This is a genomic window from Aureimonas ureilytica (genome assembly GCF_001475935.1).
GTDB lineage: Bacteria > Pseudomonadota > Alphaproteobacteria > Rhizobiales > Rhizobiaceae > Aureimonas > Aureimonas ureilytica_A.
This window is the reverse complement of the sequence record NZ_LDQA01000028.1, coordinates 244,758-261,809: the sequence shown is the minus strand read 5'-3', so window position 1 is coordinate 261,809 and position 17,052 is coordinate 244,758. Positions and strand designations below refer to the sequence as shown.

Here is a 17,052-nt window from a genome sequence, read left to right as displayed (position 1 = left end):
AAGGACTTGGGTCACCAAGTGGCTATGCCGGGCGCCTATCCCTCGGCCCATCCAGACGACGTTGATAGTGTGATGCGACCGCCGCGCGCCTGATATGGCCGGTGGGACGTCGTCGAGATTTCGTTGTTTCCCCATGTTCTCAACACGCAATTGGCGTGCCGAATGGTTCGGCAATGTCCGGGGCGATCTCCTGTCCGGGCTGGTCGTGGCCCTGGCGCTGATCCCCGAGGCCATCGCCTTCTCCATCATAGCGGGCGTCGATCCGAAGGTCGGCCTCTACGCCTCCTTTTCCATCGCCGTTCTCATTTCCATCTTCGGCGGCCGGCCGGGCATGATCTCGGCGGCCACCGCCGCGACCGCCGTTCTCATGGTCACGCTGGTGCGCGACCACGGCCTCCCATATCTCTTCGCCGCGACTATCTTCGCCGGCCTCATCCAGATCGTCGCGGGCTTCTGCCGGCTCGGCGATCTCATGCGCTTCGTCTCGCGCTCGGTCATGACCGGCTTCGTCAACGCGCTGGCGATCCTCATCTTCATGGCCCAGCTGCCCGAGCTGATCGGCGTGCCCGCCATGACCTATGTCCTCTGCGCGGGTGCGCTCGCCATCATCTATCTCTTCCCCCGGATCACCAAGGCCGTGCCGTCGCCGCTCGTCGCGATCGTTGTGATCACGGCGGCCGCGCTCGTCTTCGGCATCGAAGTGCGCACGGTCGGCGACATGGGGCAATTGCCCTCCAGCCTGCCGGTCTTCCTCCTGCCGGATGTGCCCTTCACCTTCGAGACGCTGCGCATCATCGCGCCCTATTCCGTGGGCATCGCGCTGGTCGGCCTTCTGGAATCGCTGATGACCGCGCAGGTCGTAGACGATCTCACCGACACGGGGTCGGACAAGAACCGCGAATGCGTGGGGCAGGGCATCGCCAATTCCGTCACCGGCTTCTTCGGCGGCATGGCGGGCTGCGCCATGATCGGCCAGAGCGGCATCAATATCCGCTCGGGCGGGCGCGGGCGTCTGTCCTGCTTCTTTGCCGGCGTCGCGCTTCTGTTCCTGATCGTGGTGCTGGGAGACTGGGTCGCCGTGATCCCCATGCCGGCGCTCGTCGCGATCATGATCATGGTCTCGATCGGCACGTTCGACTGGGGCTCGCTCAAAAGCCTCGTCACCCATCCGCGCCGCTCCTCCGTCGTCATGGTGGCGACCGTGGTGATCGTGGTCTGGACGCACAATCTGGCGCTCGGCGTTTTTGCGGGCGTGCTTTTGTCCGGCCTCTTCTTCGCCTCCAAGATCGCGCAGATCTTCGCCGTCTCGTCCGAGCTTTCGGCCGATGGGCGGACGCGGACCTACCGTGTCGAGGGGCAGGTCTTCTTCGCCTCGGCCGGGCGCTTCATCGAGAGCTTCGATGTGAGGGAAAAGCTGGAGCGCGTCGCGATCGATGTGACCCACGCCCATATCTGGGACCTCACGGGCGTTGGCGCGCTGGACAAGGTGGTGCTGCGCTTCCGCAAGGCAGGTGTTGAGGTGGAAACCGTCGGTCTGAACGAGGCCTCGCGCACGATGGTCGACAAGCTGACGATCCAGAACCGAGCCGACGCTTTGGAGCTGACGGCCGGACACTGACCGCAGGGTCTTGATCCCCGTGGCCCGCTGCTCTCCGGTGCAGCGGGCGACGCCGGTTCTCTCAGGGCCTCTTGGCACGGTTTCACGTCCCGTCGATAAGGGGCGCTATGAGTGTCTTCGCGTCCTTTCTTCCCTCGTCCCCGCCGGTCAGCGTCAAGGAGCGGCTTCGCTCCGCGTTCGGCGCGCTGATCGGCATTTTACTGACCGGCATCGTGTGCCGTCTCGCACTCGGACCCGGCAGCGCGCTGCCCGTCTTGATCGCGCCGATGGGCGCTTCGGCCGTGCTGCTCTTCGCCGTGCCGGCCAGCCCGCTGGCCCAGCCCTGGTCCATCATCGGCGGCAATCTCGTGTCCTCGCTGGTCGGGGTCAGCGTGGCCCTGCTGGTACCCGACCCCTTCGTGGGGGCCGCGCTCGCCATCGGTATCGCCATCGCCCTGATGATGGGCCTACGCTGCCTCCATCCGCCGAGCGGCGCGGTGGCGCTGACGGCCGTGCTCGGCGGCCCCGGCATTCACACACTCGGCTATGGTTTCGTTCTCTGGCCCGTCATGGCCAATTCGCTTCTGATGGTGATCGTCGCCATCGTGTTCAATCGCATGGCGGGGCGCACCTATCCGCACCGGCCGCTTGCGGCGGTGCCAAGCCGACAGACCGCCGACAAATCGCCCGCCGCGCGCGTCGGCTTCACCTCGGAAGACCTCGACGCGGTTCTGGCCGAATATGACCAGCTGCTCGACGTCGATCGCGGCGATCTCGAAACCATCCTCCGGCAGGCCGAAATCCGCTCCTATCGCCGCCGCTCGGGTCAGATGAGCTGCGCCTCGATCATGTCGCGGGATGTGGTCGCCATCGCGCCCGACGCGCCGATGGCAGAGGCGCTGGAGCTTCTGCGCTCGCACCATATCAAGTCTCTGCCCGTCACCACTGAGGACGCGCGCGTGGTCGGGATCGTGACCCAGACCGATCTTCTGGACAAGCCGACCTGGGGTCCGCGCGGTCCCAGGCTCGGCGTCGGCCGGCGGCTGCAACTGACGCTCAACCGGATGCGCGCGCCTAATGGCTCCATCGAAGACATCATGACGAGCCCGGTGCGCACCGTCTCGCCGGACACGCCGCTGGCCGACCTCGTGCGCTTCATGGCCGCGACAGGCCTGCATCATCTGCCCGTGGTGGAGCCGGACGGGCGGCTGGCCGGCATCGTCTCGCAATCCGACCTGATCGTCGCGCTCCTCGCCGAAAGCGACCGGCGGGCGGAGGCGGCGGACGCTCAGCCCAGATAATTCGAGCGGAAGTCCTTCACCTCGCCCAGCGCCTTGATGATGAGGTCCTCCTCCATGGCCTCGGCGAGCAGATCGTCGCGCGCCTCGCCTTCGATGCGCTCGCGGCCCGCCTCCAGCATGATCGGCACGGCGAGGGGGGAAATCTCCTCGAGATCCTTGTGCAGGATATGGCGCTTGATGCGCCCGAGCAGGTCCGAGACGCGGCGCACGTCGAGAAGGCCGGTCGCCGCATCCGCCCAGGTGGCGCGCAGCAAGATATGGTCCGGCTCGTGCGCGCGCAGCACGTCATAGACGAGATCGGACGAGACGGTCATCTGCCGCCCGGTCTTCTCGCGCCCCGGCTGGTTCTTCATGACGAGGCCGCTGATGATGGCGCATTGGCGGAAGGTGCGTTTCAGGAGCCAGGAATCCGCCATCCAGGCTTCCAGATCGTCGCCCAGCATGTCCTCGTCGAAGAGATCGTCCAGCGACAGGCGGCCATCCCCGATCATCGCGCCCATATCGGCCCGGCCCCAGATGGAGAGCGCGTAGTCGGTCGCGACGAAGCCGAGCGGCTTGGCGCGGGCGCGCTCCAGCCGGCGCGTGAGCAACATGCCGAGCGTCTGATGCGCCAGCCGCCCTTCGAAGGGATAGGCCACCAGAAAAAAGCGATTGCCGTTGGGAAAGGTCTCGATCAGCAGATCGTTCGGGCCGGGAATGGCGCTCTTGCGCTTCTGGATCGCCAGCCATTCGCCGACCTGTGAGGGCAGGCTGCCCCATTTCTTGGGGTCGGCCAGCATCTCGCGGACCTTCTCGGCCAGAAAGGTCGTCAGCGGGAATTTCTGCCCGCCGTAATAGGGCACCTTGGCTTCGTCGTCGTGCGTCTTGGTGACGAGACATTCCATCTCGTGGATGCCCTCGAAGCGCAGGACCTGACCGGAAAACAGGAACGTGTCGCCGGTAGCCAGCGTCTCCAGGAAGTTTTCCTCGATCTTGCCGAGAACCGGCCCGCCGCGCGCCATGCCCGACTTGGTCTTGGCGCGGATGAGGCGCACCAGAAGCGATTCCGACTCGATGATCGTGCCCGCGTTCATACGATAGGCCTGCGCGACGGCCGGGTGCGTCACGCGCCATGTCCCGTCTTCGGTCAGCCGAATCTTCGCATAGCGCTCGTAGACGCGCAGCGCATAACCACCCGTCGCCACGAAATCCACCACGCGGTCGAAGGTCTCGCGGTCGAGATCGCGATAGGGCAGGGCAGCCGTCACCTCGCGATGCAGATCGTCGGCGCGGAAGGGGGCGGCGCAGGCCATGCCCAAAACATGCTGAGCGAGCACGTCGAGACAGCCCTCGCGCATCGGCGGCGAGTCCTGATCGCCGAGATAGTTGGCGTCGAGCGCCGCCTGACATTCCATGACCTCGAACCGGTTGGCCGGCACGAGAATGGCCTTGGAGGCCTCGTCCATCCGGTGGTTGGCGCGGCCGATGCGCTGGGCGAGGCGCGAGGCCCCTTTGGGCGCGCCGACATGCACCACGAGATCGACATCGCCCCAGTCGATCCCGAGATCGAGCGTCGAGGTCGCGACCACGGCGCGCAGCTCGTTGGCCGCCATCGCCGCTTCCACGCGCCGGCGCTGCGTCACATCCAGCGAGCCGTGATGGAGCGCGATGGGCAGCGTGTCCTCGTTGATGCGCCACAGCTCCTGAAACAGAAGCTCGGCCTGGGAGCGCGTGTTGACGAAGAGCAGCGTCGTGCGGTGCGCCTGAATCGCCTCGTAGATTTCCGGCATGGCGTAGCGCGCCATGTGCCCCTGCCAGGGCACGCGGGCCGAGGATTTGAGGATCGTGATCTCCGGCTTCACGCCGCCGTCCACGGTCACGAGATCGGCCATGGGCGCGGTGCCGGGCGCTTGCGCCACCAGCCATTGGCGCAATTCGTCGGGATTGGAGACCGTGGCCGAAAGACCGACCGTGCGAAGCTCGGGCCGCAGCTTGCGCAAGCGCGCGAGGCCGAGCGCCAGAAGATGGCCGCGCTTGGAAGCGACGAGCGAGTGCAACTCGTCGAAGATCACGGTCTTGAGGTCCGAGAAGAAAATGTCGGCGTCCGGGCTCGCGATCAGAAGGGCGAGCTGTTCGGGCGTGGTCAGCAGAATGTCGGGCGGCTTCAGTTTCTGGCGCTGGCGCTTGGATTGCGACGTGTCGCCGGTGCGCGCTTCCATAGATATGGAGAGGCCCATCTCCTCCACCGGCTTTTCCAGATTGCGGTGGATGTCGGTGGCGAGCGCCTTCAGCGGCGAAATGTAGAGCGTGTGGACGCCGGGCGGCTTGCGTCCGGGCACCCGCTTCGGCCGGCGCGCGAGATCGACCAGCGAGGGCAGGAAGCCCGCCAATGTCTTGCCCGCCCCGGTCGGCGCGATCAGAAGAACGGAAGCGCCCAGTTCTGCGCGCTCCAGAAGGTCGAGCTGATGAGGGCGCGGGCTCCAGCCCTTGGCCGCGAACCACTCGGCAAAGCGTGGAGGGAGGAGAGTGGGCGGGGAAGCGAGCGCGATGGACACGCGCTCTTATGTAAGCGGGGATCGCCGTCCGAGAAGGGAGGGTGAGGGTGCGTCCTACCGCACGACCTTGATATAAACGTCCGTGTCGGTCACGCCATCGACGACATAGGATTGGCGAAGCCGAACCTGATCGTTGCCGACATAACCCTTGTTGGGCGTATAATAGGTGGCAGTGCCCTTGACCTTATGCGTTCGGCATTTGGCGAACCGGCGTGAGGTCGTGTTGGGGTACACATCCTCGTTGACGATGGAAATCTGCCCATGGGCCGGCGGCTGCGTCACGCGCACCTTCGGGAGGCCATCGGCCGAGCAATCATTGGCGATGGACCAATTCTTGCGAATTTGCGTCCGCTCACCCGCTGCAACGGTGACATGCGCCTGAGTGACTTTGACGCCGTCTGCGCTGGTCGTCACGCAGCCCGACAAAGGCAAAGTCAACAGTGAAGCTGAAAGAGCGGCAATCTTATATCTCATCGTCTTCCCGATCCTCTGAAATTCGACTTTCCCCAACGGGAAGTCAGAGGAGGCAGGCGCCTCGGCGAGAGATTCGTCAATCGAAGCGGGATGAAACTTCAGTAAGCTTGCAGGCTTTGCTTCAATTTGGACATATTGTTCAACGGGCGAGATAGCGATCGGCGCGGTGATTGATGGCGAGAAACAGGTTCAGAACCAGCGCGCCGAGCACGGAATAGAAGACTGCCAGCGGCGAGACGGCGAGAAAGGCCGTGACCAGCACGAGCAGATCGACGCCGAGCTGCGTCAGCCCCGCGCGCCAGCCGAAGCGGTCCTGCAAATACACGGCGAGGATGCCGACGCCGCCGGCCGAGGAACGGTGACGAAACAGCGCCAGCAGGCCGAAGCCGATCAGAAGCCCGCCGAGACAGGCGCCGAGCAGCGGCTGGACGCTGGCGAAGCGGATGAAGTCGCCGCTGAAGGCCGTCATGACGGAGAGAAGCGCGACGGCGAAGGCAGTCTTGATCGTGAAGGCACGCCCCATGCGCCCGATGGCGAGGACATAGAAGGGCAGGTTGAGCACGAAAAAGACGAGGCCGAAATTCCAGCCGGTCCAATAGTGGACGACGAAGGCGAGACCCGCCATGCCGCCGGTCAGAAAGCCGAGTTGACCGAGAATGGCGATGCCGAGCGCCGTCAGCGTGACGCCCGCGATGATGCCGAGCGCGTCTTCCCAGGGGCTGTGCTTCGTGGCGGTGGCCGCCCAATTGCCAAAGCGGTGGGCGCGGCGCAGCATCTCGGTTTCGTGCTGCTCGTCCTCGGGCGTGGCGATCTGGTTGGACGATGCGTTCAAGGGGGAAACCCGCTGCCTGCTGTTCTTCTGATGTCCAGGGTAACGCCGCGATGGTGCAGTGCAAAGGCCCTCGCTGCGGCGCGTTGCCGAGGGCGTTCTACCGTCTTCGAGCGACCATCAGTGCACCGCGCACGGGTTCGCCCCGGTCGCGCCGCAATTCCTCGCGCCGCTCCGACAGAAGAATGAAACCCGCCGCGTCCAACTGCGCGGCGAGCGCGGCCGGCGCATGGGCGTAGCGTAAGGAAGGGCGAAGCGCGTAGCCGCCCTCTGCCGCGTCGTCGGCTTCCACCGAGAAGGCGAGCAGGCCGCCGGGGGACAGAAGCCGGGCCGCCCGCGCGAAGACCGGCGAGAGATCGCCGAGATAGGTGAGGACATCGGCGGCCGTCAGAAGGTCGTAAGGCGCGCCGTCGGGCGCTTCGGCCAATGCCACGTCGCCTTCCGCCAGATGATCGTAGAGCCGCTTGCGCCGCGCCTGCTCCAGCATGCCGGGGGAGAGGTCCATGCCATGCAACGCGCCGCAGACCGGGCGCAGCCGCTCGCCCATCAGCCCCGTGCCGCAGCCGAGATCCATGGCGCGAGCAAAGCGCTCTTCGGGACACTGCGCCATCACCGCGTCGAACAGGAGATCGGGCACGCGGTAGCCCAGCCGCTTCACCAGCGCCGTCTCGAACCCTTCGGCATATTGATCGAACAGGCCGGCGACGAAGGCGGGCGGCGGCGCGCCGGGCACGGGGGCGGCCCCCAGCGCGGCGAGCTTCAGGCCCGCGCCATAAGGGTCGGCCTCGTCCTGTCCGACGACCGCGCGGTAGAGCGAGAGCGCCTCGTCCCGCTCGCCTGTTTCCTCCAGAAAGGCGGCGAGGCGCATCCGGCCGAGCGTCCAGCCGGGCGCGAGGTCCACGGCCTGCCGCATCAGATCGGCCGCCGCCACATAGTCGCGCGCGCCGGCATAGGATTCGGCATAGTCGGCGCGCCGGTCGGCCAGCGGGTTGCCGGAACGGTGAGAGTCTTGGGACACGGGGTCTGTCTTCCGGGGAGGGGCGATGCGCTTATCGGGCCGGGCTCCGCCGCGCGCAAGCGGATTTTCCGCTTGAGAGGGCCTAGCTTTCCCGTAGGCGCTTCCGCTCGCGCTGCCGGCCTCTATCTCATGCCCATGGCCCGTTTCGAAGACCTGCTCCGCCCGACGCCCGAAGGGCTCTATTGCCCGCCCGGCGGCTTCTATATCGACCCCGTGCGCCCGGTGGAGCGCGCGCTGATCACCCATGGCCATGCCGACCATGCGCGCTCGGGCCACAGCCATGTTCTGGCGACGCGGCGCACGCTCTCGATCATGGCGCTGCGCTATGGCGAGGATTTTGCCGGGGCGCGGCAGGTGGCCGATTGGGGGCGGGCGATCAACGTCAACGGCGTTACGGTCTCCTTCCATCCGGCCGGCCATGTGCTGGGCTCGGCGCAAATCCTCGTGGAATGGGGCGGAATGCGGATCGTGGCGTCCGGCGACTACAAGCGGCGCGAAGACCCGACGGCCGAGCCCTTCGAGCCCGTGCCCTGCGATGTCTTCATCACCGAGGCGACCTTCGCGCTGCCGGTGTTCCGCCACCCGGATTCGCGCGGCGAGGTGCGAAAGCTCATCGCCTCCACCAAGCAGTTTCCCGAGCGCGCGCATCTCGTTGGCGCCTATGCGCTGGGCAAGGCGCAGCGCGTCATCCGCATGGTGCGCGAGGAAGCCTATGACGCGCCGATCTATATCCATGGCGCGCTGAAGAAGCTCTGCGACTTCTACGAGAGCGAGGGCATCGCGCTCGGCGACCTGCGCCCCGCCACGATCGCGCGCGGCAAGAGCGAGGAGGGCGCGGCCAAGGGGGAGTTCGCCGGCGCGATCGTCGTCGGCCCGCCTTCCGCCTTTGCCGACAAATGGGCGCGGCGCTTTCCAGACCCGGTCGCCTGTTTCGCATCGGGCTGGATGCGCGTGCGCGGGCGAGCGCGCCAGCGCGGCGTCGAGCTGCCGCTGATCCTGTCGGACCATTGCGACTGGGACGAGCTGATCGAGACCATCGCGGAGATCGCCCCACAGGAGGTCTGGGTCACGCATGGGCGCGAGGAGGCCCTGGTGCGCTGGTGCTCCCTTCGCGGCGTACGCGCCCGCCCCCTGCATCTCGTCGGCTACGAGGACGAGTCGGAATAGGGGAGCGTCAGGACGAAGCCGGTTCGCCTGCAATGGTGGCCGGGTCCATCCACATCACCTCCCAGATATGGCCGTCCGGGTCCTCGTAGGAGCGACCGTACATGACGCCGAACTCCTGGGTCGGCGTCGGATCGGCCGTGCCGCCGGCCTGTGTCGCTCGGGCGACGCGCTCGTCCACCGCCGCGCGGCTCTCCGCCGACAGGCAGAACAGCGCCTGCGCGCTTGCATGGGCATCGGAGATCGGGCGCGGCGAGAACTGCATGAACTTCTCATGGGTCAGCAGCATGACGTGGATCACCTCCGACACCACGATGCAGGCGGCCGTCTCGTCAGAAAACTGCGGATTTCGCCGGTAGCCGAGCGCCTTGTAGAAGGCGATGGAGGCTGCCAGATCGCGCACGGGCAGATTGATGAAGATCAGGGGCTGCATGATGTTTCCTCCCGGGTCGCCCGCAGCCGCCAGTCCGAAAGGAGCGGGGCCGACCCCGCTCCATCCTAATCTTATTCCGCAGCCTCGCGGAACGTCGTCTCGGCTTCGTTGTCCTGCGCCGTTTCGGGCAGCGGCCGGCGCAGCGAGGAGACGCCGGCATCGCGCGCCAGACCCGCGAAGACGCCGCCCTGCGCCACCAGATCGTCGAACGTGCCGGTCTCGATGATCTGGCCGCCGTCGAGCACGATGATTTTGTCCGCCGAGCGGATGGTGGAGAGGCGATGGGCGATCACGAAGGTGGTGCGCCCCGCGCGCAGCCGCTCCAAGGCGGCCTGAAGCCGGGTCTCGGTCGCCGTGTCGAGCGCCGAGGTCGCCTCGTCCAAGATCAGGATCGGCGCATCTTTCAGAAGCGCGCGGGCGATGGCGAGGCGCTGGCGCTCGCCGCCCGAAAGCCCCGCGCCCCGCTCGCCCACCATTGAGGCGAACCCGTCGTCCTTGCGCTGGATGAAGTCCAGCGCGCCGGCGAGCTTTGCCGCTTCTTCGATTTCGGCCATCGTGGCTTCCGGCCGGCCGATCGCGATATTCTCCTGGATCGTGCGGCTGAAAAGCCCGGCCTCTTGGAACACGACGCCGATGGAGCCGCGCAGCGAGGTCAGCGTGACGTTGCGGATGTCCTGCCCGTCGATGGTGATGCGGCCCTGTTCGGGGTCGTAGGCGCGCTGGAGAAGGGCGAGCGCTGTGGATTTGCCCGAGCCGGTCGGGCCGACGATCGCAACCGTCTCGCCGGGCGCGGCCTCGAAGGAGATGCCGCGCACCGCGCCCGAGCCTTCCGGGTAGCGGAAGGTCACGTTCTCGAAGCGCACGCGCCCTTCCGTGATGGCCAGCGGCTGGGCGTCCGTGAACTCCACGACATCGGTGCGCTCGCGCAGGACGGCGAAGAACTGCACCAGCATGGGCGCGCGGCCGAACAGGCCCATGAGAAAGCCGGTGAACTGGTCGAGCCGGCCGATCAGGAGCGTCGCAAAGCCCACGAAGGAGACGATCTCACCCACCGAAGCCTGACCGCGCGAGGCGAGGAAGGCGCCATAGGCGAAGATCGAGACGATCGAGATGGACGACGCGCCCCGTGTCAGCACCGACATGACCGCCCACCAGTTGAGAACGGGATATTGCGCGGCGAGGATACGGTCGAGCGACGAGCGCACGGAATGAAGCTCGCGCGGCACGGCAAGGAAGCTTTGCAGCATCGAGACATTGCCGAAGAGTTCGCCGACCGTGCCCGAAACCTCGGTGAAGTGACCTTCCACCTCGTTCTGCCCGCCCGAGGTGCGCTTCACCACGGCGAGATTGACCAGCGTATAGACGACGATCAGCACGCCGAGCAGCGAGGCCAAGCGCCAGTTCATCCAGAAGGCAACGGGCAGCAGGATGGTCAGCGCCACCATATTGCCGATCTGCTCGCGAAACAGCGGCAGCCAGAAGCCGAACAGCGTATCGACGCCCGAGATCATCACCCGCATCAGCCGGCCGGACTGCGAGCGCGAATGAAACGAGGCGGGCAGGGCGAGGACATGTTCCAGAAAGGTTGCCATGGCCGACAGGCGGCGGCGATGCATCAGCCGATCCGCTAGGAGCGAGATCACCATGGCCGACAGGAAGGAGACGAAGCTCGCCGCGCCCCAGACGAGGACGAGCGAGAGCGCGTTACCGCCCGAAAGCAGCGCGTTGATGGCATGGCCGAAGAGCACGGGCTCGGCCACCTGAATGCCGGCCACCGCCATGCCGGCGAGGACGATGCCGATCGCCTTGCCGCGTTCTGGGGCGAGGAGGGTGAGGGCTTGGGCGTAGGCGGACAGGGTCTTGGACAGGGCAGACATGGCGAGGCATCCGAAGTCGCGCCGACCGCATCGGGGCGAAGGCTGAAAGCGGGCTGCGCGGCTTTCTTTCGCCGGGCTCCGAAAACTCATCTTGAGCTCTTGAAACCGTGAGAGGCTGCGCTAAGCGCCGCTCTTAAACATAGAGTGCGGCGCGAATCATGCGCGACTGCATCGTGCTCGATGAAATTTTTTTATGCTTTGTTTCGATTTGGCCCGGACGCGTGATCGGAGGGCTCGAACGCCCCTTGATCCGCTCAGGCGTGGGTCATGTCGCCCAGCACATAGGCCGCCAGATGGCCGGCCACATAGGCATGGCCTTCGACCGAGGCGTGGAACCCGTCGCGCGAGAAGCCGGCCGGCTCGACGCGGGGAATCTGCGTGGCGGGAATAGCCCCGCGCTCCAGGCAAAGACGCGTTCCGACGCGCCTCAAAATGCGGCTGCGCAGTTCCAGCACCAGGGCGAGGCCGCGCGGCAGGGCGGGCACGCGCAGCATGTCCACCGGCGGCGACCAGACGATGCGCGCTTCCGGCCAGCGGGCGCGCAGGGCATAAAGCAGCGTGCCGAAGCTGCGCTTGAAACGGCGCGCCGAGTGGAAATTCTTCACGTCGTTCGTGCCGATCGACAAGACGATATGGGTGAAACCCTCGCGCGCGATATTGGGCACAACGAAATCGCGCACTTCGGCGCAGACCGCCGAATTCGAGCCTGCCGCACGCCACGCGACCACCGCGCCCGTCAGCGCATAGAGGCGCTCGGCCAGACGCGGCGCGAGGCTTTGCTCGATCCGGTCCACGCCGACGCCGGCCGCCGAGGAATCGCCGATCAGGAGAAGGCGAATGGCGGGCGCGTCCTCGCCCGCGCCGACCTGCCCGCTATGGGGGCCGGCCGCCGGCGGCATTCGCTCGATGCGGCGGCGAATGCCGATGCCCTGCCAGATATAGACCGGCAGGAGCAGCCAGGAGAGAAGCGTATCCTTCACGAAAAACGCCCCTTTCTCGAGTGAATCAGGCCTTGAGCGCTTCGACGCCCGGCAGGGCCTTGCCCTCCATCCATTCCAGGAAGGCGCCGCCCGCCGTCGATACATAGGTGAAGCGCTCGGCCACGCCGGCCTGATTGAGCGCGGCCACCGTATCGCCGCCGCCAGCGACCGACACGAGCTGACCGGCCGCCGTGCGGTCGGCCGCATGGCGCGCCGCTGCCATGGTGGCGCGGTCGAAGGGCTCGATTTCGAAGGCGCCGAGCGGGCCGTTCCAGACGAGGGTCTTCGACTTGTCAATCCAGGCCGAAATCGCCTCGACGCTGGCGGGGCCGACATCGAGGATCATGGCGTCGGACGGAACGGCGGAGACAGACACCGTCTCGTTCGCGGCATTGGCCTTGAACTCGCGCGCCACGACCGCGTCGGTCGGCAGCAGGATTGTGCAGTTCGCCGCCTTGGCCTTTTCCAGGATTTGGCGGGCGGTGTCGGCGAGATCATGCTCGCAGAGCGACTTGCCGACATCGATCCCCTGGGCCGCCAGGAACGTGTTGGCCATGCCGCCGCCGATCACAAGGCAGTCCACCTTGGCGACGAGGTTCTGGAGAAGGTCGATCTTGGTCGAGACCTTGGCACCGCCGACAATGGCGATCACGGGCTTTTCCGGGTTGCCGAGGCCCTTTTCGAGCGCTTCCAGCTCGGCCTGCATCGTGCGCCCGCAATAGGAGGGCAGGTGATGGGCGAGGCCTTCGGTCGAAGCATGGGCGCGGTGCGCAGCTGAGAAGGCGTCGTTCACATAGACATCACCCAGCGAGGCGAGCTGCGAGACGAAAGCCTCGTCGTTCTTTTCCTCGCCGGCATGGAAGCGGGTGTTTTCCAGAAGCAGGACGTCGCCATCCTGCATATTGGCGACGATCCCGTCCGCCACCGGGCCGACGCAGTCTTCCGCAAAGCCCACCGGGCGGCCGAGCTTTTCCGCCAGAACCGGCGCGATGGGGCCGAGCGACTGCTCGGGATCGACCTTGCCCTTGGGCCGGCCGAAATGGGCGAGAAGCAGAACGCGGCCGCCCTTGTCGGAGATTTCGCGGATGGTCGGCAGGATGCGGTCGATGCGCGTGGCATCGCTCACCTTGCCGTCCTTCATGGGAACGTTGAGATCCACCCGCACGAGAACGCGCTTGCCCTGAAGGTCGGCAGTGTCGAGCGTCTTGAAGAGGGTCATCTCATGGCTCCAAAGCAAGGAAAAGCGTGGTCGGACGCGTGAATTCTAGAGGCGTTTGAACAGGGTCGGATAGTCGAGCACGAGCCCGTCCTCATCGACGGGTAGCTCCGCCGCGAAGCTGCGATCCACTGCCTCGTAGCGGAACAGGCGCTCGGAAATCTCGGTGTAGCGCTGCTCGTCCACAACTGGCTCGAACGTGTCGAAGGGCACGTAGAGCATTCGAAGCTCGGTCGGCTCCGTCAAGCGCTCGCCGAGGCGCCGGATCGGCAGCGTGTTGGTGAAGGGCGTGCCGGCAAGGTCGATGTCGATGCAGCCGGCAAGGTCCGCGCGCTCGGTGCCGTCAGAGCCGATCCAGAAGCCCGGCGCGCTCTGCGTCAGCGCCAGCCGGTCGCCATGCGCGGCGCGGATATCGAAGCTCTGGACATGCCATTCGGCATCGAGGCGAAGCTCATACGATACGCCGTACGGCCGGCCGCCACGCTCACCGATCACGACGGAGCGAGCGACGACGCCGTCCGGCGTCGTCGTCAGATGCAGATGCTCCAGCCCCGCCCCGGACACGGGCGCCCAGCGGACATCGCGCGCGAGAAGGGGCTGGAAGCTCATGGGTTTCAGCCCGCGTTGTGCATGGCGAGCGCGGTGTCCGACATGCGGTTGGAGAAGCCCCACTCGTTGTCGTACCAGGAGAGGATGCGCACGAAGGTGCCGTCCATGACCTTGGTCTGGTCCATCGCGAAGACCGAGGAATGCGGGTCGTGGTTGAAGTCGTGCGACACGTTCGGGTCGAGCGTGTAGCCCAGAATGCCCTTCAGCGGGCCGTCGGCGGCCGCGCGGATGGCGTTCTGCACTTCCTCGATCGTGGTGGCGCGCTTGGCGACGAACTTGAAGTCCACCACCGAAACGTTCGGGGTCGGCACGCGGATGGACGAGCCGTCGAGCTTGCCCTTGAGTTCGGGCAGGACGAGACCGAGCGCCTTGGCCGCGCCGGTCGAGGTCGGGATCATCGACAGGGCCGCCGCGCGGGCGCGGTAGAGATCCTTGTGCATCGTGTCGAGCGTCGGCTGGTCGCCCGTGTAGGAATGGATCGTCGTCATGAAGCCGGTGTCGATGCCGATCGCTTCATGCAGCACCTTGGCGACCGGCGCGAGGCAGTTGGTCGTGCAGGACGCGTTGGAGACGATCTTATCGTTGGCCGTCAGCGTGTCGTGGTTGACGCCGAAGACCACGGTCTTCTCGTCGGCCGCGTTGGTCAGCGGGCCGGAGATCAGCACCTTCTTGGCACCCGCTTCGAGATGGGCCGAGGCCTTCGCCGGATCGGTGAAGATGCCCGTGCATTCCATCGCGATGTCGATGCCCATCTCGCCCCAGGGGAGATTCTTGGGATCGCGCTCGGCGGTCACACGCATCGGGCCGCGGCCGACGTCGATCGTGTTGCCGTCGACCTTCACCGTGCCGGGGAAGCGGCCATGGACCGAATCGTAGCGGATGAGGTGGGCGTTGGTTTCCACCGGGCCGAGATCGTTGATCGCGACGACCTCGATGTCGGTGCGGCCCGACTCCACGATGGCGCGGAGAACGTTGCGGCCGATGCGGCCGAATCCGTTGATGGCGACACGTACTGCCATGGTCTTCCTTTCCTGAAGGACGAGGCGGGAAGCTTCGTCCGAATTCGCCGGCGCTCCGGAGAGCGCGGCGGGCTGAGATGGCGTGGCGCCGGCGGGCGCCGGGCAAAACGAGGTCAGGAGAAGGCGATGCCCGCCGCACCGGGCGCGCCGAACGCGCTCAAACGGCTTGCGGCCGGGCGCGAGGGGGAAGCGGGCCTCTGGGCGAAAGGCATGGATTTAACGTCCTCCCGATGCGCCCTGCCGAAGCGGCACGGCGCGTTCGCGCGCACTCATCATAGGTTCTTCGCGCATGTCAATTGGCGCAACGCGAAGCTCCGGCGGTGGAAAAGCTTTTCACGCCCTTGCGTTCCCGTTAAAGCGGTTCGGCAGCTTGGCTTCTGTGAATGAAGCCGAGCGTGCAAGAGGTTGGAAGCACGACGGGAAAAGGGGTTTTCATGCCGGACGCGGGGCCGCTGACCGACGCCACGAATCGCCTGCAAGCGTCTCTGGAACGTTTGGAGCGCGCGGTGGATCGCCGTCTGTCGCGCGACCATGTCGTGATTTCCGCCGAGGAGGAGGTGCAGCGCATGACCGCCGACCGCTCGCGCCTCGCCGGCGAGCTGGACACGGCGCTGACGCGCGCCTCGCGTCTCGATGCGGCCAATCGCGAAGTCTCGCGCCGTCTCGTCGCCGCCATGGAGACCATTCGCGACGTTCTGGCCCAGCGCCGGGGATAGCGCGGCCGCCGTCTCCTTCCGACCCTCGCGCCCACCCAAGGACAGACATGCCCCAGATCGTCGTTACCATCGATGGCAAGACCTACCGGATGGCCTGTGCCGAGGGCGAGGAAGCGCATCTGACCTCGCTGGCCGCCGATATCGACGCGCGCATCAACGAGTTGCGCGGCTCGTTCGGCGAGATCGGCGAGCTGCGCCTGTCGGTCATGGCCGCGATCATGGTCAATGACGAACTGTCCGAGCAGCGCCGGCGCGTGGCCGAACTGGAAGCCGAAGTGGCGCGCCTCCATGTGGCCGAAGAGCAGGCGGCCCTGCGGGCTGCCGCCACGGGGGACCAGCGGCTGGTGGAGCATCTCCTGGGGGTCAGCGAGATCGTGGAGCGTATCGCCGAGCGGCTGGAGACCGGGCGCTGACCATGAATTTCGACGCCGGCTTCCGGGCCGAGCTTCTGCGACTGTTCCAGTGGCGGCGCGATGTCCGGCATTTCCGCCCCGATGCCTTGCCGGATGGCACGCTGGAGCGCCTTCTCGAAATCGCGACGCTCGCACCCTCCGTCGGTCTCAGCGAGCCCTGGCGTTTCGTGGTGGTGGCCGATCCCACCAGGCGCGCCGCGATCCGCGCCGACTTCCAGCGCTGCAATACGCAAGCCGCCTGCGCCCAAACGGCCGAGCGCGCGGCGCTCTATGCCCGGCTGAAGCTCGAGGGCATGGAAGCGGCGCCCGTGCAGTTCGCCGTCTTTGCCGAAGGCGATCCCGAACAGGGCCACGGGCTCGGCCGGCGGAGTATGCCGGAGACAGCCACCTATAGCGCGGCGCTGGCCGTCCATACGCTCTGGCTGGCCGCGCGCGCCGAGGGACTGGGCCTCGGCTGGGTGTCGATCCTCGATCCCGCGACCCTGCGCGATGTTCTGGACGTGCCGGAATCCTGGCGCTTCATCGGTTATTTCTGCCTGGGATTTCCCATGCTGGAAAGCGACACCCCCGAGCTTCAGCGCGCGGGCTGGGAGACCCGGCGGCGTCTGCCGGAAAAGCTTCTTTATCGGTGATCGCGCCTCTGGCGCTCGCGCCGGCGGCGGCCTATATTCGGTCTCGGCGGGCTGTGCGGTTCGACAGGGATAACTTATTCCCCGGGGCCTTACTCATCCCTTAGGGAGCTGTCCCTGCTGCGGTCCGTGGACTGCGGCACACGGCGCCCACCTACTTTGTAGGTTCCCGGGATCGACTTTCTCATCGGCCGAGGCGGCTCGCCACTTCCTCCCTTTCTCCTCCGCTTCTGTCTCATGCCC

At 66.5% G+C, this 17,052-nt stretch carries 16 protein-coding genes, 1 other RNA gene and 1 other annotated feature (1 of these 18 cut by a window edge); of the genes, 7 read left to right on the top strand and 10 right to left on the bottom strand.

Annotated elements, in window-relative coordinates; genetic code table 11:
- Window positions 1-52, top strand: a sequence feature (sul1 is cis-regulatory element that is thought to sense ions involved in sulfur or methionine metabolism; They are found in Alphaproteobacteria) (it extends 1 nt beyond the left edge of the window).
- Between the two features lie 81 nt (window positions 53-133).
- Window positions 134-1,618 carry a SulP family inorganic anion transporter gene (locus NS365_RS13745; protein WP_058600838.1) on the top strand — a complete coding sequence of 495 codons (1,485 nt, stop codon included), beginning with the start codon at window positions 134-136 and terminating at the stop codon, window positions 1,616-1,618.
- Between the two features lie 107 nt (window positions 1,619-1,725).
- Window positions 1,726-2,898, top strand: a complete 1,173-nt coding sequence (locus NS365_RS13740) for an HPP family protein (RefSeq protein WP_058600837.1) — start codon at window positions 1,726-1,728, stop codon at window positions 2,896-2,898.
- Here the strand turns inward: NS365_RS13740 and NS365_RS13735 are convergent.
- From NS365_RS13735 to NS365_RS13720, 4 genes are all read right to left on the bottom strand, one after another.
- Window positions 2,886-5,432: a ligase-associated DNA damage response DEXH box helicase gene (locus NS365_RS13735; RefSeq protein ID WP_058600836.1), complete on the bottom strand. Its 2,547-nt coding sequence runs from the start codon at window positions 5,430-5,432 to the stop codon at window positions 2,886-2,888. The genes NS365_RS13740 and NS365_RS13735 overlap by 13 nt on opposite strands.
- Window positions 5,433-5,486: 54 nt before the next feature.
- On the bottom strand, window positions 5,487-5,846 hold the full coding sequence (locus NS365_RS13730) for a hypothetical protein (RefSeq protein WP_153003772.1): 360 nt from the start codon (window positions 5,844-5,846) through the stop codon (window positions 5,487-5,489).
- A gap of 199 nt (window positions 5,847-6,045) precedes the next feature.
- Window positions 6,046-6,681 (bottom strand): YitT family protein, encoded by a 636-nt coding sequence (locus tag NS365_RS13725; RefSeq protein ID WP_058600952.1) that lies wholly within the window; start codon window positions 6,679-6,681, stop codon window positions 6,046-6,048.
- Window positions 6,682-6,835: 154 nt separating this feature from the next.
- The gene (locus tag NS365_RS13720; protein WP_058600834.1) at window positions 6,836-7,753 is read right to left on the bottom strand and encodes a class I SAM-dependent DNA methyltransferase; all 918 of its coding nucleotides are present in this window, start codon (window positions 7,751-7,753) and stop codon (window positions 6,836-6,838) included.
- Window positions 7,754-7,888: 135 nt separating this feature from the next.
- Here NS365_RS13720 and NS365_RS13715 point away from each other — a divergent pair, with 135 nt between their 5' ends.
- Entirely contained in the window at window positions 7,889-8,920 is a 1,032-nt protein-coding gene (locus NS365_RS13715) for a ligase-associated DNA damage response exonuclease (protein WP_058600951.1), read from the top strand.
- A 7-nt stretch (window positions 8,921-8,927) separates the two neighbouring features.
- On the opposite strand, the gene NS365_RS13710 is transcribed toward NS365_RS13715, so the two are convergent.
- The 6 genes from NS365_RS13710 to gap all read right to left on the bottom strand — a co-directional run bounded on the left by NS365_RS13710 (window position 8,928) and on the right by gap (window position 15,051).
- Window positions 8,928-9,350, bottom strand: a complete 423-nt coding sequence (locus NS365_RS13710) for a VOC family protein (protein ID WP_058600833.1) — start codon at window positions 9,348-9,350, stop codon at window positions 8,928-8,930.
- A 71-nt stretch (window positions 9,351-9,421) separates the two neighbouring features.
- Complete coding sequence (locus tag NS365_RS13705; protein ID WP_058600832.1) at window positions 9,422-11,227, bottom strand: glucan ABC transporter ATP-binding protein/ permease; 1,806 nt, start codon at window positions 11,225-11,227, stop codon at window positions 9,422-9,424.
- Between the two features lie 254 nt (window positions 11,228-11,481).
- Complete coding sequence (locus tag NS365_RS13700) at window positions 11,482-12,207, bottom strand: SGNH/GDSL hydrolase family protein (RefSeq protein WP_058600831.1); 726 nt, start codon at window positions 12,205-12,207, stop codon at window positions 11,482-11,484.
- 25 nt (window positions 12,208-12,232) lie between these two features.
- Window positions 12,233-13,426, bottom strand: a complete 1,194-nt coding sequence (locus NS365_RS13695) for a phosphoglycerate kinase (RefSeq protein WP_058600830.1) — start codon at window positions 13,424-13,426, stop codon at window positions 12,233-12,235.
- A 45-nt stretch (window positions 13,427-13,471) separates the two neighbouring features.
- Window positions 13,472-14,032: a putative glycolipid-binding domain-containing protein gene (locus tag NS365_RS13690; RefSeq protein ID WP_058600829.1), complete on the bottom strand. Its 561-nt coding sequence runs from the start codon at window positions 14,030-14,032 to the stop codon at window positions 13,472-13,474.
- Window positions 14,033-14,037: 5 nt separating this feature from the next.
- Window positions 14,038-15,051 (bottom strand): type I glyceraldehyde-3-phosphate dehydrogenase, encoded by a 1,014-nt coding sequence (gap, locus tag NS365_RS13685; RefSeq protein ID WP_058600828.1) that lies wholly within the window; start codon window positions 15,049-15,051, stop codon window positions 14,038-14,040.
- A 434-nt stretch (window positions 15,052-15,485) separates the two neighbouring features.
- On the opposite strand from gap, the gene NS365_RS13680 reads away from it, so the two are divergent.
- From NS365_RS13680 to ssrS, 4 genes are all read left to right on the top strand, one after another.
- Window positions 15,486-15,767 carry a DUF4164 domain-containing protein gene (locus NS365_RS13680; RefSeq protein ID WP_058600827.1) on the top strand — a complete coding sequence of 94 codons (282 nt, stop codon included), beginning with the start codon at window positions 15,486-15,488 and terminating at the stop codon, window positions 15,765-15,767.
- Between the two features lie 47 nt (window positions 15,768-15,814).
- Window positions 15,815-16,180 carry a cell division protein ZapA gene (locus NS365_RS13675; RefSeq protein ID WP_058600826.1) on the top strand — a complete coding sequence of 122 codons (366 nt, stop codon included), beginning with the start codon at window positions 15,815-15,817 and terminating at the stop codon, window positions 16,178-16,180.
- 2 nt (window positions 16,181-16,182) lie between these two features.
- The gene (bluB, locus tag NS365_RS13670; RefSeq protein WP_058600825.1) at window positions 16,183-16,812 is read left to right on the top strand and encodes a 5,6-dimethylbenzimidazole synthase; all 630 of its coding nucleotides are present in this window, start codon (window positions 16,183-16,185) and stop codon (window positions 16,810-16,812) included.
- Window positions 16,813-16,857: 45 nt separating this feature from the next.
- A non-coding RNA gene (ssrS, locus tag NS365_RS23610) (6S RNA) lies at window positions 16,858-17,016 on the top strand.
- Window positions 17,017-17,052 lie beyond the last annotated feature (36 nt).